Genomic DNA, 23,616 nt, shown 5'->3' with positions numbered 1-23,616 from the left:
TTATTAAATTTGTGTAAGTTTCCGTATTATTGCGTTCTTGTTATAAAGCTAAATACCAACAATAGGCAATAAATTATAATCACTGTAAAGATTTAGAACCGTTGGCTTAAACAAGCAAAGCGCTAATTACTAATGAATCCGATCCACACTGATATGACCGTTCCCGATCTATTGAGGAATGTCTTAGAGAATATTCATCCAGACTCCAACACTTTTCTGATTGATTTTCAGAACAATCGCTGGGAGCAAATATCTTATAAAAACGCATTGATAAACATTGATGCCGTTTCCTCTTATTTACTTTCCATCGGTCTAAAAAAGGGAGATCGGGCAGCCCTATTGCTTGAGAACAGTCCGGATTACGTATATTTTGACCAAGGTTTACAACAGCTTGGTGGCATTAATGTATCTATTTATCCAACCTTACCTGAATCTGACACCGAGTATATTATAAATGATTCAGGTGCCCGTATCATTATCGTCAATACACCCTTTTTGTTCAGGAAAATTCTAAAAATAGCAAACAATTGTCCTTCTCTGATACGAATTATACCAACTTTTGATGGTTATCAAAAGTATTCGGAAAACTTATCATTACAGGCTGGAGTAGTGCCTTTTGCAAAAGTTATTGAAGAAGGTAAGCAATTAACTCAACAGTATGCAAAAGATATAATAAGTGCTCGCGAAGGCATCTTAATGTCTGATCTATCAACTTTGATCTATACGAGCGGTACTACTGGTACTCCAAAGGGCGTTATGTTAACACACTCAAACTTGACAAAAAATGTTAGCGCTTGCTTAGATCAGATTCCGGTGGTTGACAAGGATGATACCTTTCTGTCTTTTTTACCGCTATCACACGTTTTTGAACGCACGGCCACTTATCATGTCTGTCTAGCACTAGGCGCGAAAATTGCGTTTGCGCAAAGCATTGATCTATTAGCCAAGAACATGTATGACGTAAAACCAACTGTAATATGCGCCGTTCCAAGATTATTAGAAAAGATACATGATAAAGCTATAAAAAATGCAACGCAGAACGGAGGGCCAAAGGCAAAGATATTTAAATGGGCATTAGCAAAGGGACAGGCCTACAGAGAGAAGGTGGAATCTGGTAAAAAACCGGGGCCTATACTAACTTTTCAGCATAATTTAGCAGAAAAACTAGTTTTCAGTAAGATAAAAGAAAAAACCGGAGGAAGATTGAAATTCATGATTTCCGGCGGAGGTGCGCTGCCCCAAAATGTGGGTGAATTTTTCGGAAACATCGGTTTAAAAGTTTTAGAGGGATATGGATTAACGGAAACATCTCCAGTAGTAGCCGTAACGGAGTTTTACAGACAAGTATATGGCACCGTTGGAAGAATCTTACCAGGCATTGAAATAGCTATACAAGATATTGATAGCCAAAAGATACATACTATCCAAACTCATGAGAGCTTTAATCCCGATTTAACAACAGAAGAAGGTGAAATCATTATTCGTGGGCATTGCATCATGAAAGGATATTGGAATAAACCTGAAGAGACAAAGAATGCAATAGATACAGATGGATGGTTTCATACGGGGGATATCGGCAAATTTTACAAGGGAAACCTTAAAATTACAGATCGTTTAAAAAACATGATCGTAAATGCGTATGGAAAAAATGTATATCCTACTCCTGTTGAAAATACCTATCTAAAAAGTAAGAAGATAGAACAAATTTTCCTTATTGGGGATAACCGCGAGTATCTGACAGCGCTTATTATTCCAAACCAAGAACTACTTAAAGAAACCTTTAATCTCAAGGATACTTACTTTAACCAAGAAGATCCTTTCATCTACGATATTGCAATTATTGATTGGATAGAACAAGATATTAAACGCCTTTCTAACGAATTAGCAAAATTTGAACGGATTCGATCATTTAAAATCAAAAGAAAGCCCTTTAGTATTGAAACCGGAGAGCTAACCCCCACGCTTAAGGCAAAACGTAAAGTAATAGAAAAAATATATGCTAAAAATATTGATGAGCTTTACGAGACTGCCGAGTAGATAAATAAAAAAAAACGGGCAGCGTTATTAATAATGCTGCCCGTTTTTTTTATTTAATACTATAATACAACCTTTTCTTTTTCTTTATCGTAACTTTCGTTGTGAACACTAGATACGGCTCTTCCAGAAGGATCGTTAAGATTTTGAAAAGAAGCATCCCATGCCAATGCCTCAGGTGTGCTGCAAGCTACTGATTTGACAGAAGGAACGCATGATGCGGCCGAATCTGATGGGAAATGTTCGCTAAAAATACTTCTATATAAATACTCTTCTTTAGACATCGGAGGATTGACTGGAAAACGATAACTTGCATTAGCCAGTTCTTCATCAGAAACAGCCTTGGTAGCTTGTTCCTTTAAAGTATCAATCCAGTTATACCCTACGCCATCTGAGAATTGTTCCTTTTGACGCCAAGCAATGCTTTCCGGTAGATAGTCTTCAAATGCTTTACGAAGAATCCATTTTTCCATTTTACCATCACCCGCCATTTTATCCGCGGGATTTAGTCGCATCGCGATATCCATGAATTCTTTATCCAAAAATGGCACTCGGCCTTCAATACCCCATGCTGCTAAAGATTTATTGGCACGAAGACAATCGTATAGGTGAAGCTTTCCAAGTTTACGAACAGTCTCTTCATGGAAGGCTTGCGGGTTAGGTGCTTTATGAAAATAAAGATAACCACCAAACAGCTCATCGGATCCCTCTCCACTCAAAACCATCTTTATTCCCATTGATTTAATAACCCGTGCTAGTAAATACATGGGTGTAGACGCCCTGATAGTTGTTACATCGTATGTTTCCAAATGGTATATAACATCTCTTATAGCGTCGAGTCCCTCTTGAATGGTAAAATGTATCTCATGATGAATGGTGCCTATGTGGTTTGCCGCCTTTTGTGCTGCTGCCAAATCTGGGGACCCCTTGAGGCCCACCGCGAAAGAATGTAAGGACGGATACCAAGCATTCTCTTTATCACCGGATTCTATGCGTTTAGATGAAAATTTCTTGGTAATTGCAGCAATAATAGAAGAATCTAGTCCACCGGACAATAAAACACCATATGGAACATCCGACATCATTTGACGATGCACAGCGTCTTCTAATCCTTTTTTCAATGCACCAATATCAGATATATTATCTGCTACTTCGTCGTAGCTTTCCCATTCTCTTTTATACCATGGTTGGAAATCCTGCCCATGCTTACTGTATATATAATGCCCTGGTTTAAACTCCTGAATCCTATTGCATACACCTTCCAGAGATTTTAGCTCTGAAGAAACGTAAAAATTCCCCTTTTTGTCCCATCCCATATAGAAAGGAATAATACCTATATGATCTCTGGCAATAAGGTATACATCATTAGCTATGTCATAAAGAGCAAATGCAAAAATGCCATTCAGATCTTCTAAGAAACCGATGCCTTTTTCTTTATAAAGCGCTAGAATTACTTCGCAGTCAGAATTAGTGGAAAAATTATAGTTTGGCAGTTTTTCACGAAGTTCACGATGATTATAAATCTCCCCATTAACCGCCAATACAACGGTACCATCTTCACTATACAAAGGCTGTTGCCCCGATTGGGGATCTACAATCGCCAGACGCTCATGCGCCAAAATGGCTTTATCTGAGCTATATATGCCGGACCAATCTGGTCCACGATGACGGATTTTCTTCGACATCTCCAATACTTGGGCACGCAGATCCTCCGACTTAACTTTTAAATCAAATGCACCAATAATTCCACACATAAATTTATTTGTTTTAGCTTAATCTAATATTATAAATGTTTACAAATTAACGAAATATTATTCCATATTTGCAAAGTTTTTATGACTTTTTAACAATTTTAATAACGATTATTACATTTTGTTGAAAAAACATATAGTTTTAATTCAGAAATAAAAGCACGCAATTCAGAAAAAAAGTATGCAAAACATTGTTTATCAGAGCTTAAACTTAATGTACTTAATACACTTTCTTTTGTAAGTATATACAATATGAATAAAACCGTCTTTCGACTGAATAATTGCAGGATAGCTGTATTCACCTTCTTTTTTTTCCTCCAGGGTATTAATATTCGTCCATCTCTTGCCATCATTAGATATTGCTAACTGCAAAACCGAACGCCCCTCCCACCATTCTTTGCCTGCTAATAGAGGATTGTAAACCAAAAGATGCCTGCCATCCGTCAAGCTAACTGCGTCTGATCCAGCGTTGGGATTTGGAAGTTCTGTCGCTTCTAAAGGTGTCCAGTTAGAACCATCATCAAAAGACCAGGAAGTCACGATCCTGTTGTTCCTGCTTCTACAAAGTAGCTGGAGAATATTGTTTCCATGCATGAGTATACTCGGCTGGATCGCATCAAAGCCTGCATTATCTATAGCTATCTTCGTCCAATTATGACCAGTACTATCGCTTTTTTCTAAATGGACTGTCCATGTTTTCTCATCTAAACTTTCGGTACTGGATGGATAAAGGATATCGCCATTCTTTAGCTGAATCGGTTTGTTCTTTATTGGCCCCAACATGTTCGTTGGAAGCCTCACTGGTTCTCCCCAAGTCAATCCATTGTCATGGGATGTCAATACTTCTGCCCACCATTCTCTGGGAGACGGGCCAACCTTATAATGTAGAAACAGTGTACCGGCTCTCGTTTTAAATAACACAGGATTCCAGCAGGCAATTGGGTTTCCTTTATCATCATACCCACTTGCTACCTTCGTTGGTTTCGTCCAGCCATCTTTATACCTAGCTATCCAAATACACACATCTTTGCTTCCCTCCTGTTTCCCGCCAAACCACGCAGTCAAAAGCTCTCCATCTCCTACATCTTCAATTGTTGCCGCATGACAGCTTTCAAAGGGGGCATCAGAAAAAATAAAGTGTTCTTGTTCACGTTCTAAATTAGTATCTTTTGTAACCTGACCGTTTACATATTGCATACTTATAAAGGAAACCAACAACAAACTTAAATATTTCATAATTTCACCAGTATTTGATGGGTGAGCGTATTATAACTATCAATTACCGTTGTAAGATAGCTCATTTGTAAAGAAATGACAATAAAAAAGCCACAAATACACTCGGTATTTGCGGCTTTAAATCCATAATATTATTTTCTAAGCCTTCACTTCTGCAGGAACTACAGAAACATACGACTTATTATCTGCTTTTTTACGAAAAACTACTTTTCCGTCAACTAATGCAAATAAAGTGTGATCTCTTCCTAAACCAACATTTTTATCTGGGTGGTGTTTAGTACCTCTTTGACGTACTATGATATTTCCAGCAATCGCTTCTTGACCACCAAAAATTTTAACACCTAATCTTTTGCTATGCGATTCGCGGCCGTTTTTAGAACTACCCGCACCTTTTTTATGAGCCATGTTTTATCTTGTTTATGATAGGCTAACCTATCTCATTTAAAATCAAAATTATAAAGTAATACCAGTAATTTGGATCTTAGAAAATTGTTGACGGTGTCCGTTTTTCTTTTTATATCCTTTACGACGTTTCTTTTTGAAAACGATTACCTTATCTCCCTTTAAATGTGACAAAATTTTAGCCGAAACTTTAGCACCAGCTACACTTGGAGTTCCAACTGTAAACTTGCCACCATCTTCTGCTAACAATACATTGTCAAATTCAATACTAGCGCCTTCATCTCCCTGTAAACGGTGTACAAAAAGATATTGGTCTTTTGCAACTTTAAATTGCTGTCCGGCTATATTTACTATTGCGTACATTGTTAATTGTTTAAAATAATTAAATTGTTTAAAAAATGAAGCGCAAAGATATACTTTATATTTGAAACTTGCAAGGGGGATTGGTTATTGGTTATTGGTTATTAGTTGTGAGTTGCCAGTTGTGAGTTACGAGCATTATTAGTAGCAAGACATATTCGACTATTCAACTACTTTCCTATTGACTATTCAACTACTTCCCTACTTAACTATTCAACTACTTCCCTACTTAACTATTCAACTGCTTTCCTACTTGACTATTCAACTACTTCCCTACTTAACTATCTATTAATAATTCATCACTCATCGATCATCACTCATTCATCACCAACTCCATGTTCTACGCATCAAACTTAGATAAATTGCTTTTTATATGCAATATAATCGTCTGGCATATAAAAGCAGTTTATTGGTCTCTCCTCTGCCATTTGGAGCTTATTGTTATAGAGGAAATATACAATACCTCTTGCTTTTTACTAAATATTCACTTATTATTGTATAAGCACTTATATATTTATTATGGATTTTTATCAATCATTAGGATACCTCATATTTGGCAGCAGACTTAGACGGCTAAGCGAATATTACATTGGAGAACTGAACAAAGTATATCAAACCTTAGATATTCCCTTTGATACAAGTTGGTTTCCTTTTTTTTATATTTTTTCCACTACAAAAGAGGTCTCGCTCGTTGATTTATCTAATCGGCTACAAATATCACATTCGTCTGTTAGTCAAATGATCAATAATCTTAAGCAAAAAAAATTAGTCAAAACTATTAAAGCGAAAGACGATGCAAGAAAGCAACTTGTAAAACTTACTCCTGAGGGAATATTTCTTTTAGAAAGAATCCAACCAGTTTGGTTGGCTATCGGGGAAAGCTTATCCATTATAGAACAAGAAAATCCAACTGTAGAACCATTATTAAATACTTTGTCAACTTTAGAAGTAGAACTTAAAAAGCAACCACTATCTACGCTCATTTTAGAACTACTCGCTAAAAGTGATGTGCAGTTTAACTAAAAACAAGGATGAACTTTAAATATGGTATAGATAAACTGACAACGGCCAAGGTTTTGGCTATTGCACACCGAACATTAAAGGCCACTATAAACGCTGCTGCGTTGGAAAAAGTACAGAATAGCTGTTCCTTCGTGGAGGAAATAGTACACGAAGGGAAAGTAGTGTATGGGATCAATACTGGGTTCGGCCCCTTATGTGACACATTAATTTCTTCTACTGATACGACAAAACTCCAGCACAATTTGCTGATGAGCCATTCAGTAGGCGTTGGTAACCTTATTTCACCGGAAATTGCTAAAATAATGCTCATTATTAAACTTCATGCATTGTGTTTGGGCTTTTCTGGCATACGACCGGCCACCGTCCAGCGTATACTATGGTTCATCGAGCAAGAGATTATTCCCTGCGTACCGGAACAAGGTTCGGTAGGTGCATCTGGAGATCTTGCGCCCCTCTCCCACCTATTTTTACCTCTTATAGGCATGGGTGAAGTTTATTATAAAGGAGTCATTACACCAACGGCAGAAGTGCTCCAGAAGGAGCAAATACAAGCCTTATGTTTAGGCCCGAAAGAAGGGCTTGCACTCATTAATGGTACGCAATTTATTGCAGCACATGCAGTAATAGCCCTACAGCGCTTACATAATGCCCTGGATGCGGCAGACATCATTGGCGCCATGTCATTGGAGGGTTTAATGGGCTCAGCAGCGCCATTTGACCCACGATTACATAAAATAAGACCATTTCCTGGAAATCAGTATGTGGCTAATAGGCTATGGACTTTACTTAAAGATTCGGAAATTATTCATGCACATGTTAACTGCAATCGTGTACAAGATCCTTATTCCTTAAGATGCATGCCCCAAGTACATGGTGCTTCTAGAACCGCCTGGTTACACCTCAAGGAACTTACTGAAATCGAGTTAAATTCCGTCACAGACAATCCAATCATCTTAGGCTCACTTGATACAATAAGCGGTGGGAATTTTCATGGCCAACCGCTAGCCATTCCGCTGGATTATGCATCCGTTGCAGCGGCAGAGTTGGGTAATATTTCAGACAGAAGAAGCTATCTAATTATAGAAGGAAGGTATGGCCTACCTAAATTATTGATTAAAGATGCAGGGCTTAATTCGGGCTTTATGATACCACAATATACTACTGCGGCCTTGGTTTCAGAAAACAAAGGTTTATGCTTTCCGGCGAGTGCAGATAGTATACCCACATCACTTGGTCAGGAGGATCATGTTTCTATGGGTTCAATAGGTGGAAGGAAACTAAATAGAATTATTGATAATCTGGAAAATATACTTGCCGTGGAACTCTTATATGCTACACAAGCGCTGGATTTTAGACATCCTATTCAATCAACCCCTATCCTAGAAGCATGCCATAGTGCAGTGCGAAAGGTTGTTCCTTATGCCAGTGAAGACCGGATATTTTCTTACGACATCAATAAACTGCGAAAATTTATTTCTGACGGTGAGTTAGTGAAAATTGCTAATAAAAAGGCAGACGAAAACCAAATAGACTTAACTAGTAAAGAATATGAAGCATTCCAACTTTCTTAGCCAATACGCTAAGCATCCCAATTACAAAGCGCCAAGAGGTAGCATTTTACATGCAAAAAATTGGCAAACGGAAGCCGCTTTACGTATGCTCTTGAACAATTTAGATGCTGAAGTTGCGGAAAATCCTAATGAATTAGTAGTTTACGGCGGTATCGGACAAGCGGCACGCAGTCAGGACGACTTACGACAGATCATCTCCCTTTTATTGGAGCTTGAAAACGATCAATCATTGCTTATTCAATCAGGTAAACCCGTAGGAATTGTTAGAACACATATACAAGCGCCAAGGGTACTTATCGCTAATAGTAACTTGGTACCGGCTTGGGCTACTTGGGATCATTTTAATGACCTCAAGAGTAAGGGCCTAATGATGTATGGGCAAATGACTGCTGGAAGTTGGATCTATATCGGTACGCAGGGTATATTACAAGGGACGTATGAAACATTTGTAGCATGTGGCAAACAACATTTTGGAGGGAATTTAGCTGGAAAACTATTGGTAACGGCTGGTTTAGGGGGCATGGGGGGTGCGCAACCGTTGGCAGCAACAATGGCTGATGCAGTTTTTCTTGGGGCAGACGTGGACGCTTCTAGGATCAAAAAGCGATTGGACACTAAATATATAGATAGGATGACTTATTCTTTTGAAGAAGCATTGCAGTGGGTCAAGGAAGCGCAAACTGAAAAGAAGGCACTATCTATAGGTTTGGTAAGTGATGCCGGCGATATGCTTCAGAAATTATTAGAAAAAAATATTATCCCGGATATACTCACGGATCAAACATCCGCGCATGACCCGCTCAATGGATATATACCAAATGGACTGCGTATAGAAGAGGCTATTACATTACGGAAGCAAGACCCAGCTGATTATAAAAAACGCTCTTATGAAAGCATGGCAAGGCATGTTCACTTTATGCTCGAGATGCAAAAGAAAGGCGCTGTTACTTTTGACTATGGAAATAATCTTAGGGAGTTTGCGAAAGTAGGAGGTGAAAAAAATGCCTATGACTTTCCCGGTTTTACACCCGCCTTTATCCGTCCTTTATTTTGTGAAGGCAAAGGCCCTTTCCGATGGGTGGCGCTTTCTGGCGATCCGGAAGACATTTATGTTACCGATAGCGCTCTTATGGAAGCTTTTCCAAACGATTTAGCGCTCCACAATTGGCTTATGAAAGCGCAAAAACAAGTGTCCTTTCAGGGGCTTCCCGCACGCATTTGCTGGTTAGGTATGGGTGATAGAGAAAAAGCAGGTTTATTGTTCAATGAGCTTGTGCGAACTAAAAAAGTGAAAGCACCCATTGTCATTGGACGTGACCATCTCGATTGCGGGTCTGTTGCTTCCCCAAATCGAGAAACGGAAGGCATGCTCGATGGTTCTGATGCTGTTTCGGACTGGCCGCTCTTGAATCTGATGAGTAATACTGCAGGCGGAGCTACCTGGGTTTCTTTTCATCATGGTGGAGGGGTTGGAATTGGATACTCTCAACATGCAGGTATGGTGATTGTTGCGGATGGAACAGATAATGCAGCAGCATGCTTAAAAAGAGTGCTTCATAACGATCCTGCAATGGGTATTTTCCGACATCTTGATGCAGGATATGAAAAGGCACAAGAATGGAACGAGCATTTCAAGTTAAAAATGTGGTAATTTTTTTTCAAATCTGTCAACATTATTTTAACAATTGGGTTATCAGAATAGAAGAAGTGAATTACAACTTACCCCCTCATTAACGGATTGCCTAAATAAACCATTGTGATGAAGATAATAGGACCTTTTTCCCAAATAGTAACCTTAAGGGGCATGCCACTTAAAGGTAGCTTAAGCGACAACCTTTTAGATGTTGTGGTGGATGGAGCCGTGTTAGTAGATGGCGCTATTGTGAAGACTGTTGACACATTTGATAAACTTCATAAAAATTTTCCCGCGGCCGCCATTGAGCATATACACGATGAGCTCACACTTGTTCCCGGATTTATAGACTGTCATACACATCTTTGCTTTGCCGGTTCAAGGGCCAATGATTATGCACTCCGTGTTTCGGGTAAAACTTATCTAGAAATCGCCCAGTCGGGCGGCGGTATCTGGGATACAGTGAGGCAAACAAGGCTCGCTTCTGAGCATGATTTAATGGAAGAAATAATAAAGCGTGCAGAGAAACACCTACATGCCGGTATAACAACTATTGAAATTAAAAGTGGTTATGGTTTAGAAACGGCCGCTGAACTTCGCATGCTTCGCGCGATAAAAAAAGCAAACCAATTTACGACATCCGACTTAATAAGCACCTGTTTAGCAGCGCATATGCTTCCTAAAGACTTTAACGGAAATGAAGTCGACTACCTGGACTACATAATAACCCAATTATTACCGACCATACAAAAAGAAAAACTGACCCGTAGATTTGATATATTTATAGAAAAATCGGCCTTTGATAGAAAATCTGCTCTACACTATCTACAGCATATTAAACAGCTAGGGTATGATATTACGGTACATGCCGATCAATTTAGTGTGGGTGGTTCGGAAGTGGCCCTGTTAGTAGGTGCTTTATCGGCAGATCATTTGGAGAGTAGTTCGCATCATGAAATACATCGCTTAGCAAATTCAGATACGGTCGCAGTAGCCTTGCCAGGCGCATCCATCGGGCTAGGAATGGCTTATGCGCCCGCACGAAAATTGTTAGATAATGGTGCTTGTGTTGCTATTGCGAGCGATTGGAACCCGGGATCGGCCCCTATGGGGCAGCTTTTAACGCAAGCTTCAATTTTAGGAGCCTATGAAAAGCTTACCATTGCTGAGACATTGGCCGCCCTCACCTATAGAGCGGCAAAAGCATTAAACTTAGCAGACAGGGGTATAATAGATAAAGGTTACATAGCCGACTTACAGGCTTATCATACGAAAGATTACAAAGATATTTTTTATTACCAAGGAAGTCTAAAACCTCAAAAAGTTTGGAAAAATGGACAACAAGTATAAAGGTTATACGGGTTATTTACCAGCAGAAAAAGAGTGGTGGAGCGGTAGAGTTGACGGGGATCAACAAGAACAGCTTCGCTGGCATCAATGGATAGAGCTTTTACATATCGACAACCTAACAGTGATTGAACAGCACAACGCATTGGTTTTCATAGGATTTTGCTGTGATGAGGGGGTTAGGCGCAACAAAGGAAGGATAGGTGCGGCAGAAGCTCCTAGAGCCATACGTCAAACATGTAGTAACTTACCTGTTTTTGGTTATGCAAAAAAAATATACGATATCGGGAACATTCTTTGCATAAATGAAACATTGGAGGAAGCACAAATGCAATTGGCAGATGCAGTAAAAAACGTACTTCTGTCAGGAAATTTCCCAATCGTATTAGGCGGTGGACATGAAATAACATATGGTCATTACCAAGGGATTAAAAGTTTTCTACAGCCAATTAAAGATAAGAAAGTCGGGATCGTGAACTTTGATGCCCACTTTGATCTTAGGCCGGTAGAAAACAATATGAGCACCTCAGGAACAGGCTTTTGGCAGATAGCCCAAGAATGTCAACGTGAGGGGATTCCATTTAATTATTTAGCTTTAGGCATACAGAAAACCAGCAATACGGCACAGCTTTTTAATATTGCTCGTTCCTTAGGTGTAACCTATCAATCAGTAAATGACTTTTCTGCTACCACTAACAATTCTTTACAAAATGCCTTGACATCGTTTATAGCATTAAATGACTCTATTTATCTTACAATTGATATGGATGTCTTTGCTGCGCCGTATGCGCCGGGAGTAAGTGCTCCTGCCTATAACGGCATTCTACCTGACAACATATTTTTTGATTGTCTAAGATTACTTATCCATAGTAAGAAGGTTGTCAGTATTGATATTGCGGAGTTAAACCCCGAATTAGACATTGACAAACGAACAGCCAAGCTGGCAGCCACTATTCTTTTTGAAATAGTAGAAATGATAGGCAATTAATGCCTATCTTCAGCATCATTTAATACACGCTGCACTTCAGCGACCATCGTCTTTGCCGCGTCATATAATTTAGGATCACCCTTGAAATCGGTATCAAACAACATCTGTTTACTCTTTTCCTTATAATTGAATTTCAGAAAGAAACGAACGTTATTTTTTGCAGTGTCGACAACGCCAGTTGATATCATCTCATCTGGAAAATTCCAGAAACCATACTCGGTTGCTTTCCTATGAAGATATAGGAGATCGTCTTTTCGAAGCTTTAATGACGTTTGAATCAATGAATCCCTTTTGTTAACGTATTGATATTTACTGGTTTTTGAATCAAATTTATTATTCATATTAGCTGTTGCTCCGTAATTAAATTCAATCGATTCAAAATCAGCAAATCTAAACGGGGCATTTTTTATCATATTGCTATAATAAAAAATACAATAGCCTAGAAAGGGAACAACAATGCATACATAGAGGAAGATTTTTTTTGACCGCTCATTCATAAGAAGTTATTATACAAAATTAAAAAGATTAATGGGAATAAAGATTTAAAGCTTTTATCTTATTTCGGAAGATGTTCGTTGTCTGGAATTTTAGCATTCAATAGTTCCTCATTTACAGCATTTGGATCGAATTCATTTTCCCACTTAGCTATTACAACAGCCGCTAAACAATTACCTAACACATTAACGGAGGTCCTAGCCATATCCATTAATTCATCTATTCCGAGTATAATAAAAATAGGCCATACAGGGAGCCCGAATGAAGCAGCAGTACCCATTAATATCACCAAAGATGCGCGTGGAATACCGGCAACCCCCTTACTGGTAATCATCAACGTAAAAACCATCAACACTTGTTCTCCGAACGACAAATGAATTCCTGCAGCCTGTGCAACAAAAACACTTGCTAAAGAGAGGTATAGTGTAGTTCCATCTAAATTAAAACTATAGCCTGTTGGCATCACAAAGGCAACTATCTTTCGAGGTACACCAATGCTTTCCATGGCCTCCATAGCACGCGGTAACGCTGCCTCGGAACTCGTTGTGGCAAAAGCTATGGAAACAGGCTCTCCAACCGCCTTGATGAATCTTTTAATTGGTAATCCAATGATCAATCCTATAGGTAAGAATACCAATAAAATAAATGCAATAAGAGAGACATACAGCGTTGCCAATAACTGAAACAAGTTCACCAATACGCCTAATCCCATATGTCCAACGGTATACGCCATTGCCGCACCCACTCCAATAGGAGCAAAATACATAACAATATTCGTAAACTTAAACATAGTTTCCGACATACTTTCGGTGAAATTAACCATCGGACGACGCTTCTTTTCGGGCACCATAATGAGCGCTAGCCCAAAAATAACACTAAAGATTACTACTTGGAGCACCTCGCCTTCTGCGACTGATTTAGCTATGTTTTCCGGAAAGATATGTAAGATAATATCGCTGGCTGTTTGGGGTTTAACATCCGGTAGCCCTTCATGCTGATTTGCAGGAGGTATAATTCCCATGCCAGCCTTACTAATATTGATGGCAGCCAAACCGATAAAAAGCGCAATGGTAGTAACCACTTCAAAATAAAGTAGCGACTTCCAGCCCATCCTTCCAACTTGTTTTATATCAGAGTGACCTGCAATGCCATAAACTAATGTAGCAAATATAAGCGGAGATACGATTGTTTTAATTAGTTTTAAGAAGGCCTTACTTGCCACTTGCATGCTTATACCAACTTGTGGCCAGTCATGTCCTACACTAGCACCAATAACTAATGATATCAGTATCCATGTTGTTAACGTTCTTTTTCTTAAACCATATAGTATCAGCCCCACAACAGCAAGCCATCTAGAAAAAAAGAGGAGATTTTCAGGAACGATATTGAAAATAAAATCTAAAGTGTATAATAAAGCAGCAAGGCTAAGCGTAGATATCGTGAAAATTATAGCAAACTTTGACTTCATATAATGTTTTGTGCAGTGCGAATTCTACAAAAATAACTATTTAGCTTAAGCTCACAACAAATACCTGCTTTTTTACAATATTTCTTTTTGTTGATATCACTTATTTCAGATTTTTTAGGTTGAATTGCATATCATTACAATTTTATCTAAGTTTGAGATAACACTTACGCGAAAACTAATATTACAAAACACCTGTAACATCATCCTGTAAAGCTTGTCTAAAACCTAGGTTAATAGAAATGACGCAAAACGAGGCACTATTCAAAAGTATTTTCGATCGAAATAATAGAAAAGTATACCACCTATGTTATGGTTATACGGGCGATAGCGATGCGGCAAATGACTTAATGCAAGAAACGTTTATAAAAGTCTGGCAAAACCTAGATAAATTCAGAAATCAATCCCAAATTTCCACATGGATTTATCGTATAGCAGTAAATACCTGCCTATCTTACTTAAGGGTAGAAAAGAGAAAAGTTACTGATGAAATAAACGAGCGAATAATCGAAACAAAGGCAGATGAAGTTTCTGATAAGCAGGAACAGGTAAATCAGCTATATAAATGTATCGCACAATTAGAAGAAAATGAAAGGATTATAATCACTATGGTATTAGATGAAGTTCCCTATCAAGAAATAGCAGAAATATCAGGTATATCTGAGGGTAACCTAAGAGTGAAAATACATCGAATTAAAAACAAGCTAACAGAAATTTATAATCGCCATGAAAGATTTTAATGAATTAAAACAGCTTTGGCATGTGCAGCAAGAAAACGAAGGTGTTAGCTACGATGCTATACTAAGTACCATTAGACATACAAAAAACAAATACACCAGTAAGCTCTTAACGCATGTAATCAGTATTATTATTATAGTGTTGATGACCTTATACATTTTTGTCACTGTTCCATTTTATACATGGACTACGCAACTTTCTATGTTCATTGTAATTATATGCCTCATATATTACATGATTGTGCAGATAAAGGATTACCAGGCTATTAACAAAAGTGAGAACCTACTCAATAAGCCAGAAGAATACATTTCTTACCTTACAATTTATAAACATCATCGATATAAATTGAATACCCGAAATTATAAAATATATACAATCTGTTTATCCATAGCCATTGGGCTTTATTTGATTGAAATGTCGTTTTATGTTTCAGCTATTGCACTTGCCATTTTTGCAGTAGCCACTATCGCTTGGTTCTTAATATGTTATTTCATTTTAATGAAAGTATATATTAAGAAGGAAAGTGAAAAATTGGAGGAGCTTATTGGTAAATTAAAAAATTTAAAAGATCAATTTTCGGGATAGCTCATCAACGGGAGAAATCTAATAAAGAACATTAATTTTCGCAAATAGCTTATATCTTTGCCCTGATGATTGAGATATTCACCGATGGCGCATCCAGCGGCAATCCTGGCCCAGGAGGATACGGGGTTATTCTTCGAGCCGGAAAATATTATAAAGAACTTTCTGAAGGATTTCGTAAAACCACTAATAACCGCATGGAATTACTTGCAGTTATTGTAGCTTTAGAAGCATTAAAGAAGCCTGGATATGAGGTTACTATTTATTCAGATTCAAAATATGTTATCGATGCAATTGAGAAAAAATGGGTTTTCGGATGGCTGAAAAAGGGGTTTGCAGGAAAGAAAAATAAAGATTTATGGTTACGTTTCTTGCAGGTGTATAAATTGCATAATGTAAAATTTATATGGGTGAAAGGACATGCCGGACACCCTGAAAATGAACGGTGTGATGTATTGGCCGTTCAAGCAGGTAAAGACAAACTCAATCATAAAATTGATTCAGTTTTTGAAATGGAAAACGGAAAATAAGTGAGCAGTTAAGTGGTTAAATAGTTGAATGGTCAAGTAGAGAAATAGTTGAAGATGTCTTGATACTTATGTCTTAAGTGGTTAAATAGCTGAGTAGTTAAATGGTTAAATAGTTGAGTAGTGATCTCTAATTTAGAAAAATCAAAACTTGCTAATAACTAATAACCAATAACTGACAACCAACTAATCAAACACTATTTCTCCAAAAAATGCTGGCAAATGAAAGTTCGGCGAGGGATGATTAATTTCATTCCATGATAGAAAGTGCGGTAAGGGCAAATCATCGCCACATTTATAAAAATTTGCCGTGGCTTCTATTCCTTTCAACGATTTAATACCCGTTTCATTAAAAATGTTGATTGGTATCTTAACTGATAGCTCCCAAGAAGAGTTAAGACGCTGACACTGGATTTTACTATTTGTCTGAATCGTATCAATTAACGCCGCCGAGAGACGCATTCTTGTTTCTTTATTTGAGTTGCCATACGAAGCCAAGGTTGTACCTATACAGTTAAATTCAAAATTGTAGTACTTTTTCCCATCAAAAGAAATAAAAAATTCGACACAACTATCCTTATATACCGGATCATTAGGGAACAAATAGTTCGCTCTTATATATTTCTCCTTAACGGCATATCTCAATAAAATAGCATCGTCTGTATAAGCAATTTTAAAAACCGCCTCAGGAACATAATCATACTCCTTCCAATTAACAATATCTATTAAATTGGGTTTAATATCCCGCATCGCCGCATCGAACTGCTGATTAGCGATATCATTAACTGGAGAAATATATCCTATTTTTATTTTTTTCATTTTTCAAGACACTGTATTATATAGAATAAGTATGCGCTTCTTTCTCAACTATCGATCTTAATTCGTCTTCATATTGTTCTATTTCAATCACCAGTTTTATTTGCGCTTTTGTACGCTGTAAATTATGTTCAGCATGATTAACTTTATAATAAGTATCACCGTTAAGATAATCTGTCAAAAATCTCACCACCTGCATGTAAGGTAAAAGCAATACGCCATCTACTAGCGACTTTACTTCCATGGGATATAAGAAATGATGGGCACTTTCTAAATAGCCAGCGGTGTAGGCTTCAAATAAAGGTATATTGAGCGTTACTTTACTTAGATCTTCTTCATCCTCTGCAGCAGCGTTGATTATTGTGCGTATAGCATCACCAAAATCGTAAGCTACATATCCTGGCATGACCGTATCTAAATCAATAACACACTGTGCTTCATCGGCCTTATTTAATAGTACGTTATTAAATTTAGTATCATTATGTGTTATACGAAGCGGTATTTGTGATTTTGAAGCCATGTCGAGCACCGTATTCATTTTATTCTCACGTGCAAGAATAAACTCAATCTCTGCCCCCACTTTTTCTAGTCTATTGGCGACATTTCTACTAACAGCTTCTTTAAAATCACGCAAGCGACTCGCTATATTCAAAAAGTTAGGAATAACTTCCTGTATGTCATGAGGATTTAAATCGGCCAGCATGGCTTGAAACCTTCCGAAAGCTTTGCCGCCTTCTTTTGCTTGTCGAGTAGTTTCAACTATATCATATGTTTTGGTGCCTTCAATGAGAATAAACATTCTCCAATAATTATTATGCACATCCTTGTAGTATAATTGGCCATCAAGAGTAGAGATAGGTGTGAGCACTTTGCCTTCTATGTTATCTTCTCCCATTGTTTCCAATTTCTCTTTAATATGATTGCAAACGATTGCTAAATTGGTCATTAAATAATCAACGTTTTTAAAAACGTTGTTATTAATACGCTGCAACATATAGTTTGGCCGGTTTGTTAAATTTGTAACAATCTTATAGGTATCGTTAATATGGCCTGAACCAAAAGGCTCAATACTAGAAGGTTGGCCCTCTATTGCAAAAAAATCCACTATAGGTAAATAAGCGATTGCCTTGGTGTTATCTGTATCGATCATTAAAATTACTTATAAAATTTAAGCTGACAATTCAATAGAAAATTTATAAAATATGAATTTCTATAATTTCTCGCAATATGCAAAATTGAAGAATAATTTCATACATAATTGAAAACACAACCGATTGCGCAATTTTTTTAAAAATTAGGCAATCGGTTGCATAGTTTTTTATTAAATTGTTTTTATATGTTTGTTTCAATAGATGGGATTGATTCTGTATTTCAATCCCATATTACTAATAATCAAAACAACACCTAATGAATAGAAGAAATTTCATTAAATCGGGTTCTTTAGCTGCTGCGGCAACTAGCGTACTACCTAACTCTAATGTTTTTGCGCAAGAAAAGAAAAAGATACGCCTTGCATTTATAGGGGTAGGATTGCGTGGTAGAAACCACGTGGCATTAGCTCTTGGACGTGACGACATTGATGTAGTAGCTATTTGCGATACGCAGGAAGAGCCATTGGCTAGTTGTAGAAAACAATTTCAAAAAGCAAATAAAAAGCTACCTAAGGAATATACAGGAGGTATTGATGCTTATAAAAAATTACTCGAAAAAGAAAAACTGGATGCAGTAGTTATAGCTACTCCCTGGCAATTTCATAAGGATCAGGCTGTAGACGCTATGAAAGCCGGTTTATATGTAGGCTGTGAAGTAATAGCTGGCTTAACCGTTGAGGACCATTGGGAAGTTGTAAAAACATCCGAGCAAACCGGCAAGCCTTATATGACACTTGAAAACGTTTGCTACCGTCGAGACGTGATGGCTGTTCTGAATATGGTGAGACAGGATTTGTTTGGAGAACTCATACATTTAGAAGGTGGTTATCAACATGATTTGAGAGAAGTACTCTTCAACGATGGTAAACACCCCTATGGCGGAGGTGTTGAATACGGTCCGAAAGCAATGAGTGAGGCACAATGGCGTACACAATTCAATATTGATCAGGATGGTGATTTATATCCTACCCATGGTTTAGGTCCTTTAATGCATTACGCCAATATTAATCATGGAAATAGACTAACAAATATGGTCACTTTTTCTAGCAAAGCAAGAGGCCTAGCTGACTACGTTGAAAAAACTTCTCCAGGACATCCGAATGCAAAGATTAAATATAAGAGTGGAGATGTTAACACCACCTTAATTAATTGTGCGAATGGCGAAACTCTTTTATTATCGCATGATGTTCATTTGCCAAGACCCTATTCAATAGGTTTTAGAGTACAAGGAACAGAGGGCATATGGATGGATCTTAATAACGGACTTTATATAGAAGGCAAATCTGCTAAACCACATGTTTGGGATGATGCTGCTGAATGGTTTAAAAAATACGATCACCCGCTATGGGCAAAATATGCAAATGATGCTGCGGGCGCCGGTCATGGTGGAATGGATTGGTTTGTTTTTAATGCCTTCATTGAATCGGTAAAACAACAGAAGCAAACACCAATTGACGTATATGATTCTGTCACCATGAGTGTAATTACACCACTCTCTACAATTTCTCTAGCAGAAGGTAATAAATCGGTTGAAATACCAGACTTTACAAATGGAAAATGGAAAGAACGCAAAGCTGTGTTCGCATTAGACGATAGTGGCTTCTAGGCCATAGTGTTTGGATAATTGGTTGGGCTGTGAGGGAAACTTCACAGCCTTTTTTATCTTCTTACCACATTGTGACAGCTCAAAATCAAAAAATCGCTACCTTTGCACCATTATGTCGAATCAGGTTCCAGCAGATGGCACGCTCCTACCGTTAATGGAGGAATTTTATACAATACAGGGAGAAGGGTATCACACAGGTAAAGCTGCTTATTTCATTCGGCTAGGGGGCTGTGATGTGGGGTGCCATTGGTGTGATGTAAAAGAGAGCTGGGATGCCGATCTTCACCCACTCACAAAGGCCGATACGATCATAGAACATGCCACTAGGCATCCGGCAAAAACTGTTGTTATTACCGGTGGCGAGCCGTTAATATACAATCTCGATTATCTTACAAAAGGATTGCAAGAAGCCGGCATAAAAACATTTATGGAAACGTCTGGCGCATATCCGTTAAGTGGTTTTTGGGACTGGATTTGTTTATCTCCTAAAAAATTTAAAGAAGCTAGACCAGATGTTATAGCCGCTGCAGGTGAACTTAAAGTTATTGTATTTAATAAAAGTGACTTCGATTGGGCTGAACAATATGCTGCTCAAATTCCCATAGGGCGTAAATTGTATTTACAACCTGAATGGTCTAAAGCAGCCCAAATGACACCCTTGATTATCGAGTATGTAAAGGCAAACCCTAAATGGGAGATATCGCTTCAAACACATAAATATCTTAACATTCCATAAATTATATTAGTTTACCATAACCCACAACTGGCAACTCACAACTAATATAATCTTGATACTTATGTCTTGCTACTTAAAGAAAAAGATTGGTGTCAAAAAAATACATATATAATTTCTTATCTTAGTATAAAGATGTTAACCTTTACTTAGATATTTTTCAATTATAAATGTATATAGTAAAAAATGTAACCTCGTACTACCCGTCGCAATACTTTATTGCTCTACGCGCATTTTTCCTTTACTTAAGTTTCTCAATTGGTACTTCTTTTTTTTTGCAGACCGCCGCACAACAGCTTACTCCTATCAACAATAAATCAAGAAAAGCTTTTGAAACAGCTAAACGATGTTTAGACAGAAATGATTATAAGCAGGCCATTGTTTCTTTGCAGGAAGTATTAGTGCACGACAGTTTGTTTGTTGTAGCACATCAGCAGTTGGCGGATATCTATTTACGCCAAAAAGAGTATGATAAAGCCTTAAAATATTATAAAAATGTCTCAGCCTTAGCACCAAATCTAACCACTTCAACATGGTTTGGGCTTGGCGAAAGTGCTTTGAATCTGGGGAAATATGAAGAAGCGAAAAGTGCCTTACTAGTTTATTTAACAAAAATAAGTTCGCAGAATACGCCAAAAAAACTATTGGTAGAAAAATATTTAAAAGATTGTAATTTTAGTATACAGGCAATAAAAGATAAACAAGACATCAAAATCGTAAACATGGGAAAAGGTGTCAACTCAACAGCAGACGAATATTTCCCCATGTTAACGGCAGATAAGAACGCTATTCTATTTACAAGGCAGGCGAGTGGAAAACTAGAATATATTTTCATGAGTGAGCACCATCGTAATGATTGGAATATGGCCGTACCTATTCCTGGTGATGTGAATACTGATTCTTACAGTGAAGGTGCGCATTGTATCTCGCCAGACGGCAAGTATTTATTTTTTACGGGGTGCAATAAGCCCGAGGGTATCGGTAGTTGTGATATTTATGTGTCACATTTAGAAGATGATCAATGGGGAACCCCTCACAATCTGGGGACTCCGATTAATACAAATGGATGGGAGGCACAACCGGCTATCAATGCAGACGGAAATAAGCTTTATTTCGTAAGCAATCGTAAAGGCGGGTATGGTGGAAACGACATTTGGTGTAGCACACTAACTGAAGGAGGCAAATGGTCTGCTCCTATCAATCTCGGCCCCCAAATTAATACTCCGTATGATGAGGGTACCCCCTTTATTCATGCCGATCAGGAAACACTATATTTTTCATCAAATGGCTGGCCCGGTTTTGGCAACAAAGATTTATTTGTTAGTAAATTAGACAGCTCAGGCGATCGCATAACACCTATAAATTTAGGTTCGCCAATAAATAACCATTTAGAGCAGCGAGCGTTAACAGTTAGTATGGATGGACAAGAAGCGTTCTTTGCCACCGAGATATCGAATGGTTTTGGTGGATTAGATATCTATACCTTTCAACTTCCCCGGGTAATAAGACCTAAACCAATGGGCTTTGTAAAAGGAAAGGTATACAATAAGCGCACGGGACAAACGCTGGCTGCCGAAATAAGCTTGACTAATCTTAACAATAATCAAATAATATTCAAAACGGTGGCAGATTATACTGATGGCACTTTTTTAGCTCCTCTTCCATTGAATAATCAGTATGCCTTACATATATCACATCCATCCTATCTCTTCTTCACCCAGCATATTACATTCAATAATAGCGTATCTATGAAGGACTTTTACCAGATTGAAATTCCTTTAGCTGAGATGAATCCTGGTAATACGGTTACATTAAATAATATCTTCTTTCCTATAAATGGATATAATTTACTTCCTTTATCGCAAGCAGATTTAATGGAATTGGTTCATTTTATGAATATTAACAAAAAAGTAAAAATAGAGATATCGGGACATACAGATAATACCGGGCAGAAAGAGAACAACCAAATATTATCTGAAAAGAGGGCATTTGCTGTTTATCGTTATCTCTTGTCAAAAGGAATTGAACGTGGCAGAATGGAATATAAGGGATATGGACAAGGCAAGCCGATTGCTAGCAATGAGACAGAAGAGGGAAAACAAAAAAATAGACGAACGGATTTTAAAATACTGGCCATTGATTATGTCAAATAACAAGGAATTACAGGAAAAGATATTTGCAATGGGTTTAACAAACCATTCATTTGAACTATTTTGGAGTACCCTAGAAAAAGTTGATTTCAAAAAGGGAAAACATGTTATACAGGCGGGAAGGAAAGAACATTACCTTTATTTTATCGTACAAGGGATAGCACGTGTATACCTTAAATCGGAAAAAGAAATAACTTTTTGTTTTTGCGCAGAAACTGATGTCATTTTATCATATAATAGTTATTTCAATCAAATGCCCGGTTATGAAAATATTGAACTTTTAGAGAATAGTACCTTATTGAAAATAAGTCATAAAAAGATCAAAGAACTTTGTTCGCAAGACATAAAAATTGCTAACTTTTTTAATAAAGTTATCGGGTTAGAATTAGTAAAAACAGAAGAAAGACTTATAAGTGTACAATCTAAAACAGCCAGTGAACGATATATAGACCTTCTTTCTTCTAATCCATCCATTGTACAGCGCGTTCAATTAGGATATATAGCGTCATATTTAGGAATTAGTCAAGTTACCTTGAGTAGAATAAGAGCCAAACAATAAATAGCTAAAGACCATTTTTTAACATTTGTAAAAAAATAACCCTCATTAAATTCAGATATTTGTCGTGAAAAAAAAAGTTATGGCTTGGATTTATTTAATTATTGCGGGATTATTTGAAGTGGGTTTTACTTCATGTCTAAAATTATCAAATAATTTTACGAATTTGAAGTGGTCCATTGGATTCTTCATTTGTATTACAGTTAGTTTTTTATTGTTAAATAAGGCTATACAGGACATCCCCATTGGAACAGGCTATGCAGTATGGACAGGAATAGGAGCTGTAGGAACAGTATTGATTGGTATTATCCTTTATAAAGAACCGTCAGACTTTTTGCGATTATTCTTTATCTTCACACTCATAGCCTCGATTATTGGCTTAAAAGTGGTTTCTAAATAGTGTATAGCATCACCAATCCTCCTCAATGTGAAAGAAGGATAAAAAAAGAACG

General features: G+C 37.5%; 22 protein-coding genes. 14 read left to right on the top strand and 8 right to left on the bottom strand.

Annotated features, from left to right (window positions below; genetic code table 11):
* The first annotated feature begins 132 nt into the window (after positions 1-132).
* Positions 133-2,037 carry an AMP-dependent synthetase/ligase gene (locus BMY50_RS02185; protein WP_093317720.1) on the top strand — a complete coding sequence of 635 codons (1,905 nt, stop codon included), beginning with the start codon at positions 133-135 and terminating at the stop codon, positions 2,035-2,037.
* A 59-nt stretch (positions 2,038-2,096) separates the two neighbouring features.
* Here the strand turns inward: BMY50_RS02185 and asnB are convergent, their stop codons facing one another.
* The 4 genes from asnB to rplU all read right to left on the bottom strand — a co-directional run bounded on the left by asnB (position 2,097) and on the right by rplU (position 5,786).
* Positions 2,097-3,788, bottom strand: a complete 1,692-nt coding sequence (asnB, locus tag BMY50_RS02180) for an asparagine synthase B (RefSeq protein WP_093317718.1) — start codon at positions 3,786-3,788, stop codon at positions 2,097-2,099.
* 195 nt (positions 3,789-3,983) lie between these two features.
* Entirely contained in the window at positions 3,984-5,021 is a 1,038-nt protein-coding gene (locus BMY50_RS02175; protein WP_093317715.1) for a sialidase family protein, read from the bottom strand.
* A 138-nt stretch (positions 5,022-5,159) separates the two neighbouring features.
* The gene (gene rpmA / locus BMY50_RS02170; RefSeq protein ID WP_093317712.1) at positions 5,160-5,426 is read right to left on the bottom strand and encodes a 50S ribosomal protein L27; all 267 of its coding nucleotides are present in this window, start codon (positions 5,424-5,426) and stop codon (positions 5,160-5,162) included.
* 48 nt (positions 5,427-5,474) lie between these two features.
* Positions 5,475-5,786, bottom strand: coding sequence for a 50S ribosomal protein L21 (gene rplU / locus BMY50_RS02165; protein WP_093317710.1), 312 nt, complete (start codon positions 5,784-5,786; stop codon positions 5,475-5,477).
* 516 nt (positions 5,787-6,302) lie between these two features.
* Between rplU and BMY50_RS02160 the strand changes: the two genes are divergently transcribed.
* The 5 genes from BMY50_RS02160 (at position 6,303) to hutG (ending at position 12,345) form a co-directional block, all read left to right on the top strand.
* Positions 6,303-6,806, top strand: coding sequence for a MarR family winged helix-turn-helix transcriptional regulator (locus BMY50_RS02160; protein WP_093317709.1), 504 nt, complete (start codon positions 6,303-6,305; stop codon positions 6,804-6,806).
* A gap of 8 nt (positions 6,807-6,814) precedes the next feature.
* Positions 6,815-8,377 carry a histidine ammonia-lyase gene (gene hutH / locus BMY50_RS02155; protein WP_093317708.1) on the top strand — a complete coding sequence of 521 codons (1,563 nt, stop codon included), beginning with the start codon at positions 6,815-6,817 and terminating at the stop codon, positions 8,375-8,377.
* A complete protein-coding gene (gene hutU, locus BMY50_RS02150; protein WP_093317707.1) occupies positions 8,355-10,028 on the top strand; it encodes a urocanate hydratase in 1,674 nt (557 codons plus the stop codon). The genes hutH and hutU overlap by 23 nt, the downstream gene beginning before the upstream one ends.
* 108 nt (positions 10,029-10,136) lie before the next feature.
* A complete protein-coding gene (gene hutI / locus BMY50_RS02145; RefSeq protein ID WP_093317706.1) occupies positions 10,137-11,360 on the top strand; it encodes an imidazolonepropionase in 1,224 nt (407 codons plus the stop codon).
* Entirely contained in the window at positions 11,344-12,345 is a 1,002-nt protein-coding gene (gene hutG, locus BMY50_RS02140) for a formimidoylglutamase (protein WP_093317705.1), read from the top strand. The genes hutI and hutG overlap by 17 nt, the downstream gene beginning before the upstream one ends.
* Here the strand turns inward: hutG and BMY50_RS02135 are convergent.
* Both BMY50_RS02135 and BMY50_RS02130 read right to left on the bottom strand, forming a co-directional pair.
* A complete protein-coding gene (locus tag BMY50_RS02135; protein WP_093317702.1) occupies positions 12,342-12,758 on the bottom strand; it encodes a hypothetical protein in 417 nt (138 codons plus the stop codon). The two genes, hutG and BMY50_RS02135, sit on opposite strands and share 4 nt — an antisense overlap.
* Positions 12,759-12,901: 143 nt before the next feature.
* Positions 12,902-14,308 (bottom strand): dicarboxylate/amino acid:cation symporter, encoded by a 1,407-nt coding sequence (locus BMY50_RS02130; protein ID WP_093317699.1) that lies wholly within the window; start codon positions 14,306-14,308, stop codon positions 12,902-12,904.
* A gap of 239 nt (positions 14,309-14,547) precedes the next feature.
* On the opposite strand from BMY50_RS02130, the gene BMY50_RS02125 reads away from it, so the two are divergent.
* From BMY50_RS02125 to rnhA, 3 genes are all read left to right on the top strand, one after another.
* Positions 14,548-15,045, top strand: a complete 498-nt coding sequence (locus BMY50_RS02125; RefSeq protein WP_093317697.1) for an RNA polymerase sigma factor — start codon at positions 14,548-14,550, stop codon at positions 15,043-15,045.
* Positions 15,032-15,628 carry a hypothetical protein gene (locus tag BMY50_RS02120; RefSeq protein WP_093317695.1) on the top strand — a complete coding sequence of 199 codons (597 nt, stop codon included), beginning with the start codon at positions 15,032-15,034 and terminating at the stop codon, positions 15,626-15,628. The genes BMY50_RS02125 and BMY50_RS02120 overlap by 14 nt, the downstream gene beginning before the upstream one ends.
* A gap of 65 nt (positions 15,629-15,693) precedes the next feature.
* Entirely contained in the window at positions 15,694-16,155 is a 462-nt protein-coding gene (rnhA, locus tag BMY50_RS02115; RefSeq protein ID WP_093317692.1) for a ribonuclease HI, read from the top strand.
* A 183-nt stretch (positions 16,156-16,338) separates the two neighbouring features.
* Here the strand turns inward: rnhA and BMY50_RS02110 are convergent, their stop codons facing one another.
* Complete coding sequence (locus BMY50_RS02110) at positions 16,339-16,971, bottom strand: carbohydrate-binding family 9-like protein (protein ID WP_093317689.1); 633 nt, start codon at positions 16,969-16,971, stop codon at positions 16,339-16,341.
* 16 nt (positions 16,972-16,987) lie between these two features.
* Positions 16,988-18,118, bottom strand: coding sequence for a phosphotransferase enzyme family protein (locus BMY50_RS02105; protein ID WP_093317686.1), 1,131 nt, complete (start codon positions 18,116-18,118; stop codon positions 16,988-16,990).
* A 257-nt stretch (positions 18,119-18,375) separates the two neighbouring features.
* On the opposite strand from BMY50_RS02105, the gene BMY50_RS02100 reads away from it, so the two are divergent.
* The 5 genes from BMY50_RS02100 (at position 18,376) to BMY50_RS02080 (ending at position 23,564) form a co-directional block, all read left to right on the top strand.
* Positions 18,376-19,725, top strand: coding sequence for a Gfo/Idh/MocA family protein (locus BMY50_RS02100; protein ID WP_093317683.1), 1,350 nt, complete (start codon positions 18,376-18,378; stop codon positions 19,723-19,725).
* 112 nt (positions 19,726-19,837) lie between these two features.
* A complete protein-coding gene (locus BMY50_RS02095; protein ID WP_093317680.1) occupies positions 19,838-20,461 on the top strand; it encodes a 7-carboxy-7-deazaguanine synthase QueE in 624 nt (207 codons plus the stop codon).
* 167 nt (positions 20,462-20,628) lie between these two features.
* The gene (locus BMY50_RS02090) at positions 20,629-22,611 is read left to right on the top strand and encodes an OmpA family protein (protein WP_093317678.1); all 1,983 of its coding nucleotides are present in this window, start codon (positions 20,629-20,631) and stop codon (positions 22,609-22,611) included.
* A complete protein-coding gene (locus BMY50_RS02085) occupies positions 22,601-23,167 on the top strand; it encodes a Crp/Fnr family transcriptional regulator (RefSeq protein ID WP_162276510.1) in 567 nt (188 codons plus the stop codon). Before BMY50_RS02090 ends, BMY50_RS02085 begins: the two co-directional genes overlap by 11 nt.
* A 79-nt stretch (positions 23,168-23,246) precedes the next feature.
* Positions 23,247-23,564: a DMT family transporter gene (locus BMY50_RS02080; RefSeq protein WP_093317675.1), complete on the top strand. Its 318-nt coding sequence runs from the start codon at positions 23,247-23,249 to the stop codon at positions 23,562-23,564.
* The last annotated feature ends 52 nt before the right edge of the window (positions 23,565-23,616 follow it).

The sequence above is a fragment of the Olivibacter domesticus genome (assembly GCF_900109575.1).
In the GTDB taxonomy this organism is placed as follows: Bacteria; Bacteroidota; Bacteroidia; order Sphingobacteriales; family Sphingobacteriaceae; genus Olivibacter; species Olivibacter domesticus.
This window is presented reverse-complemented; position numbering and strand designations above follow the sequence as displayed.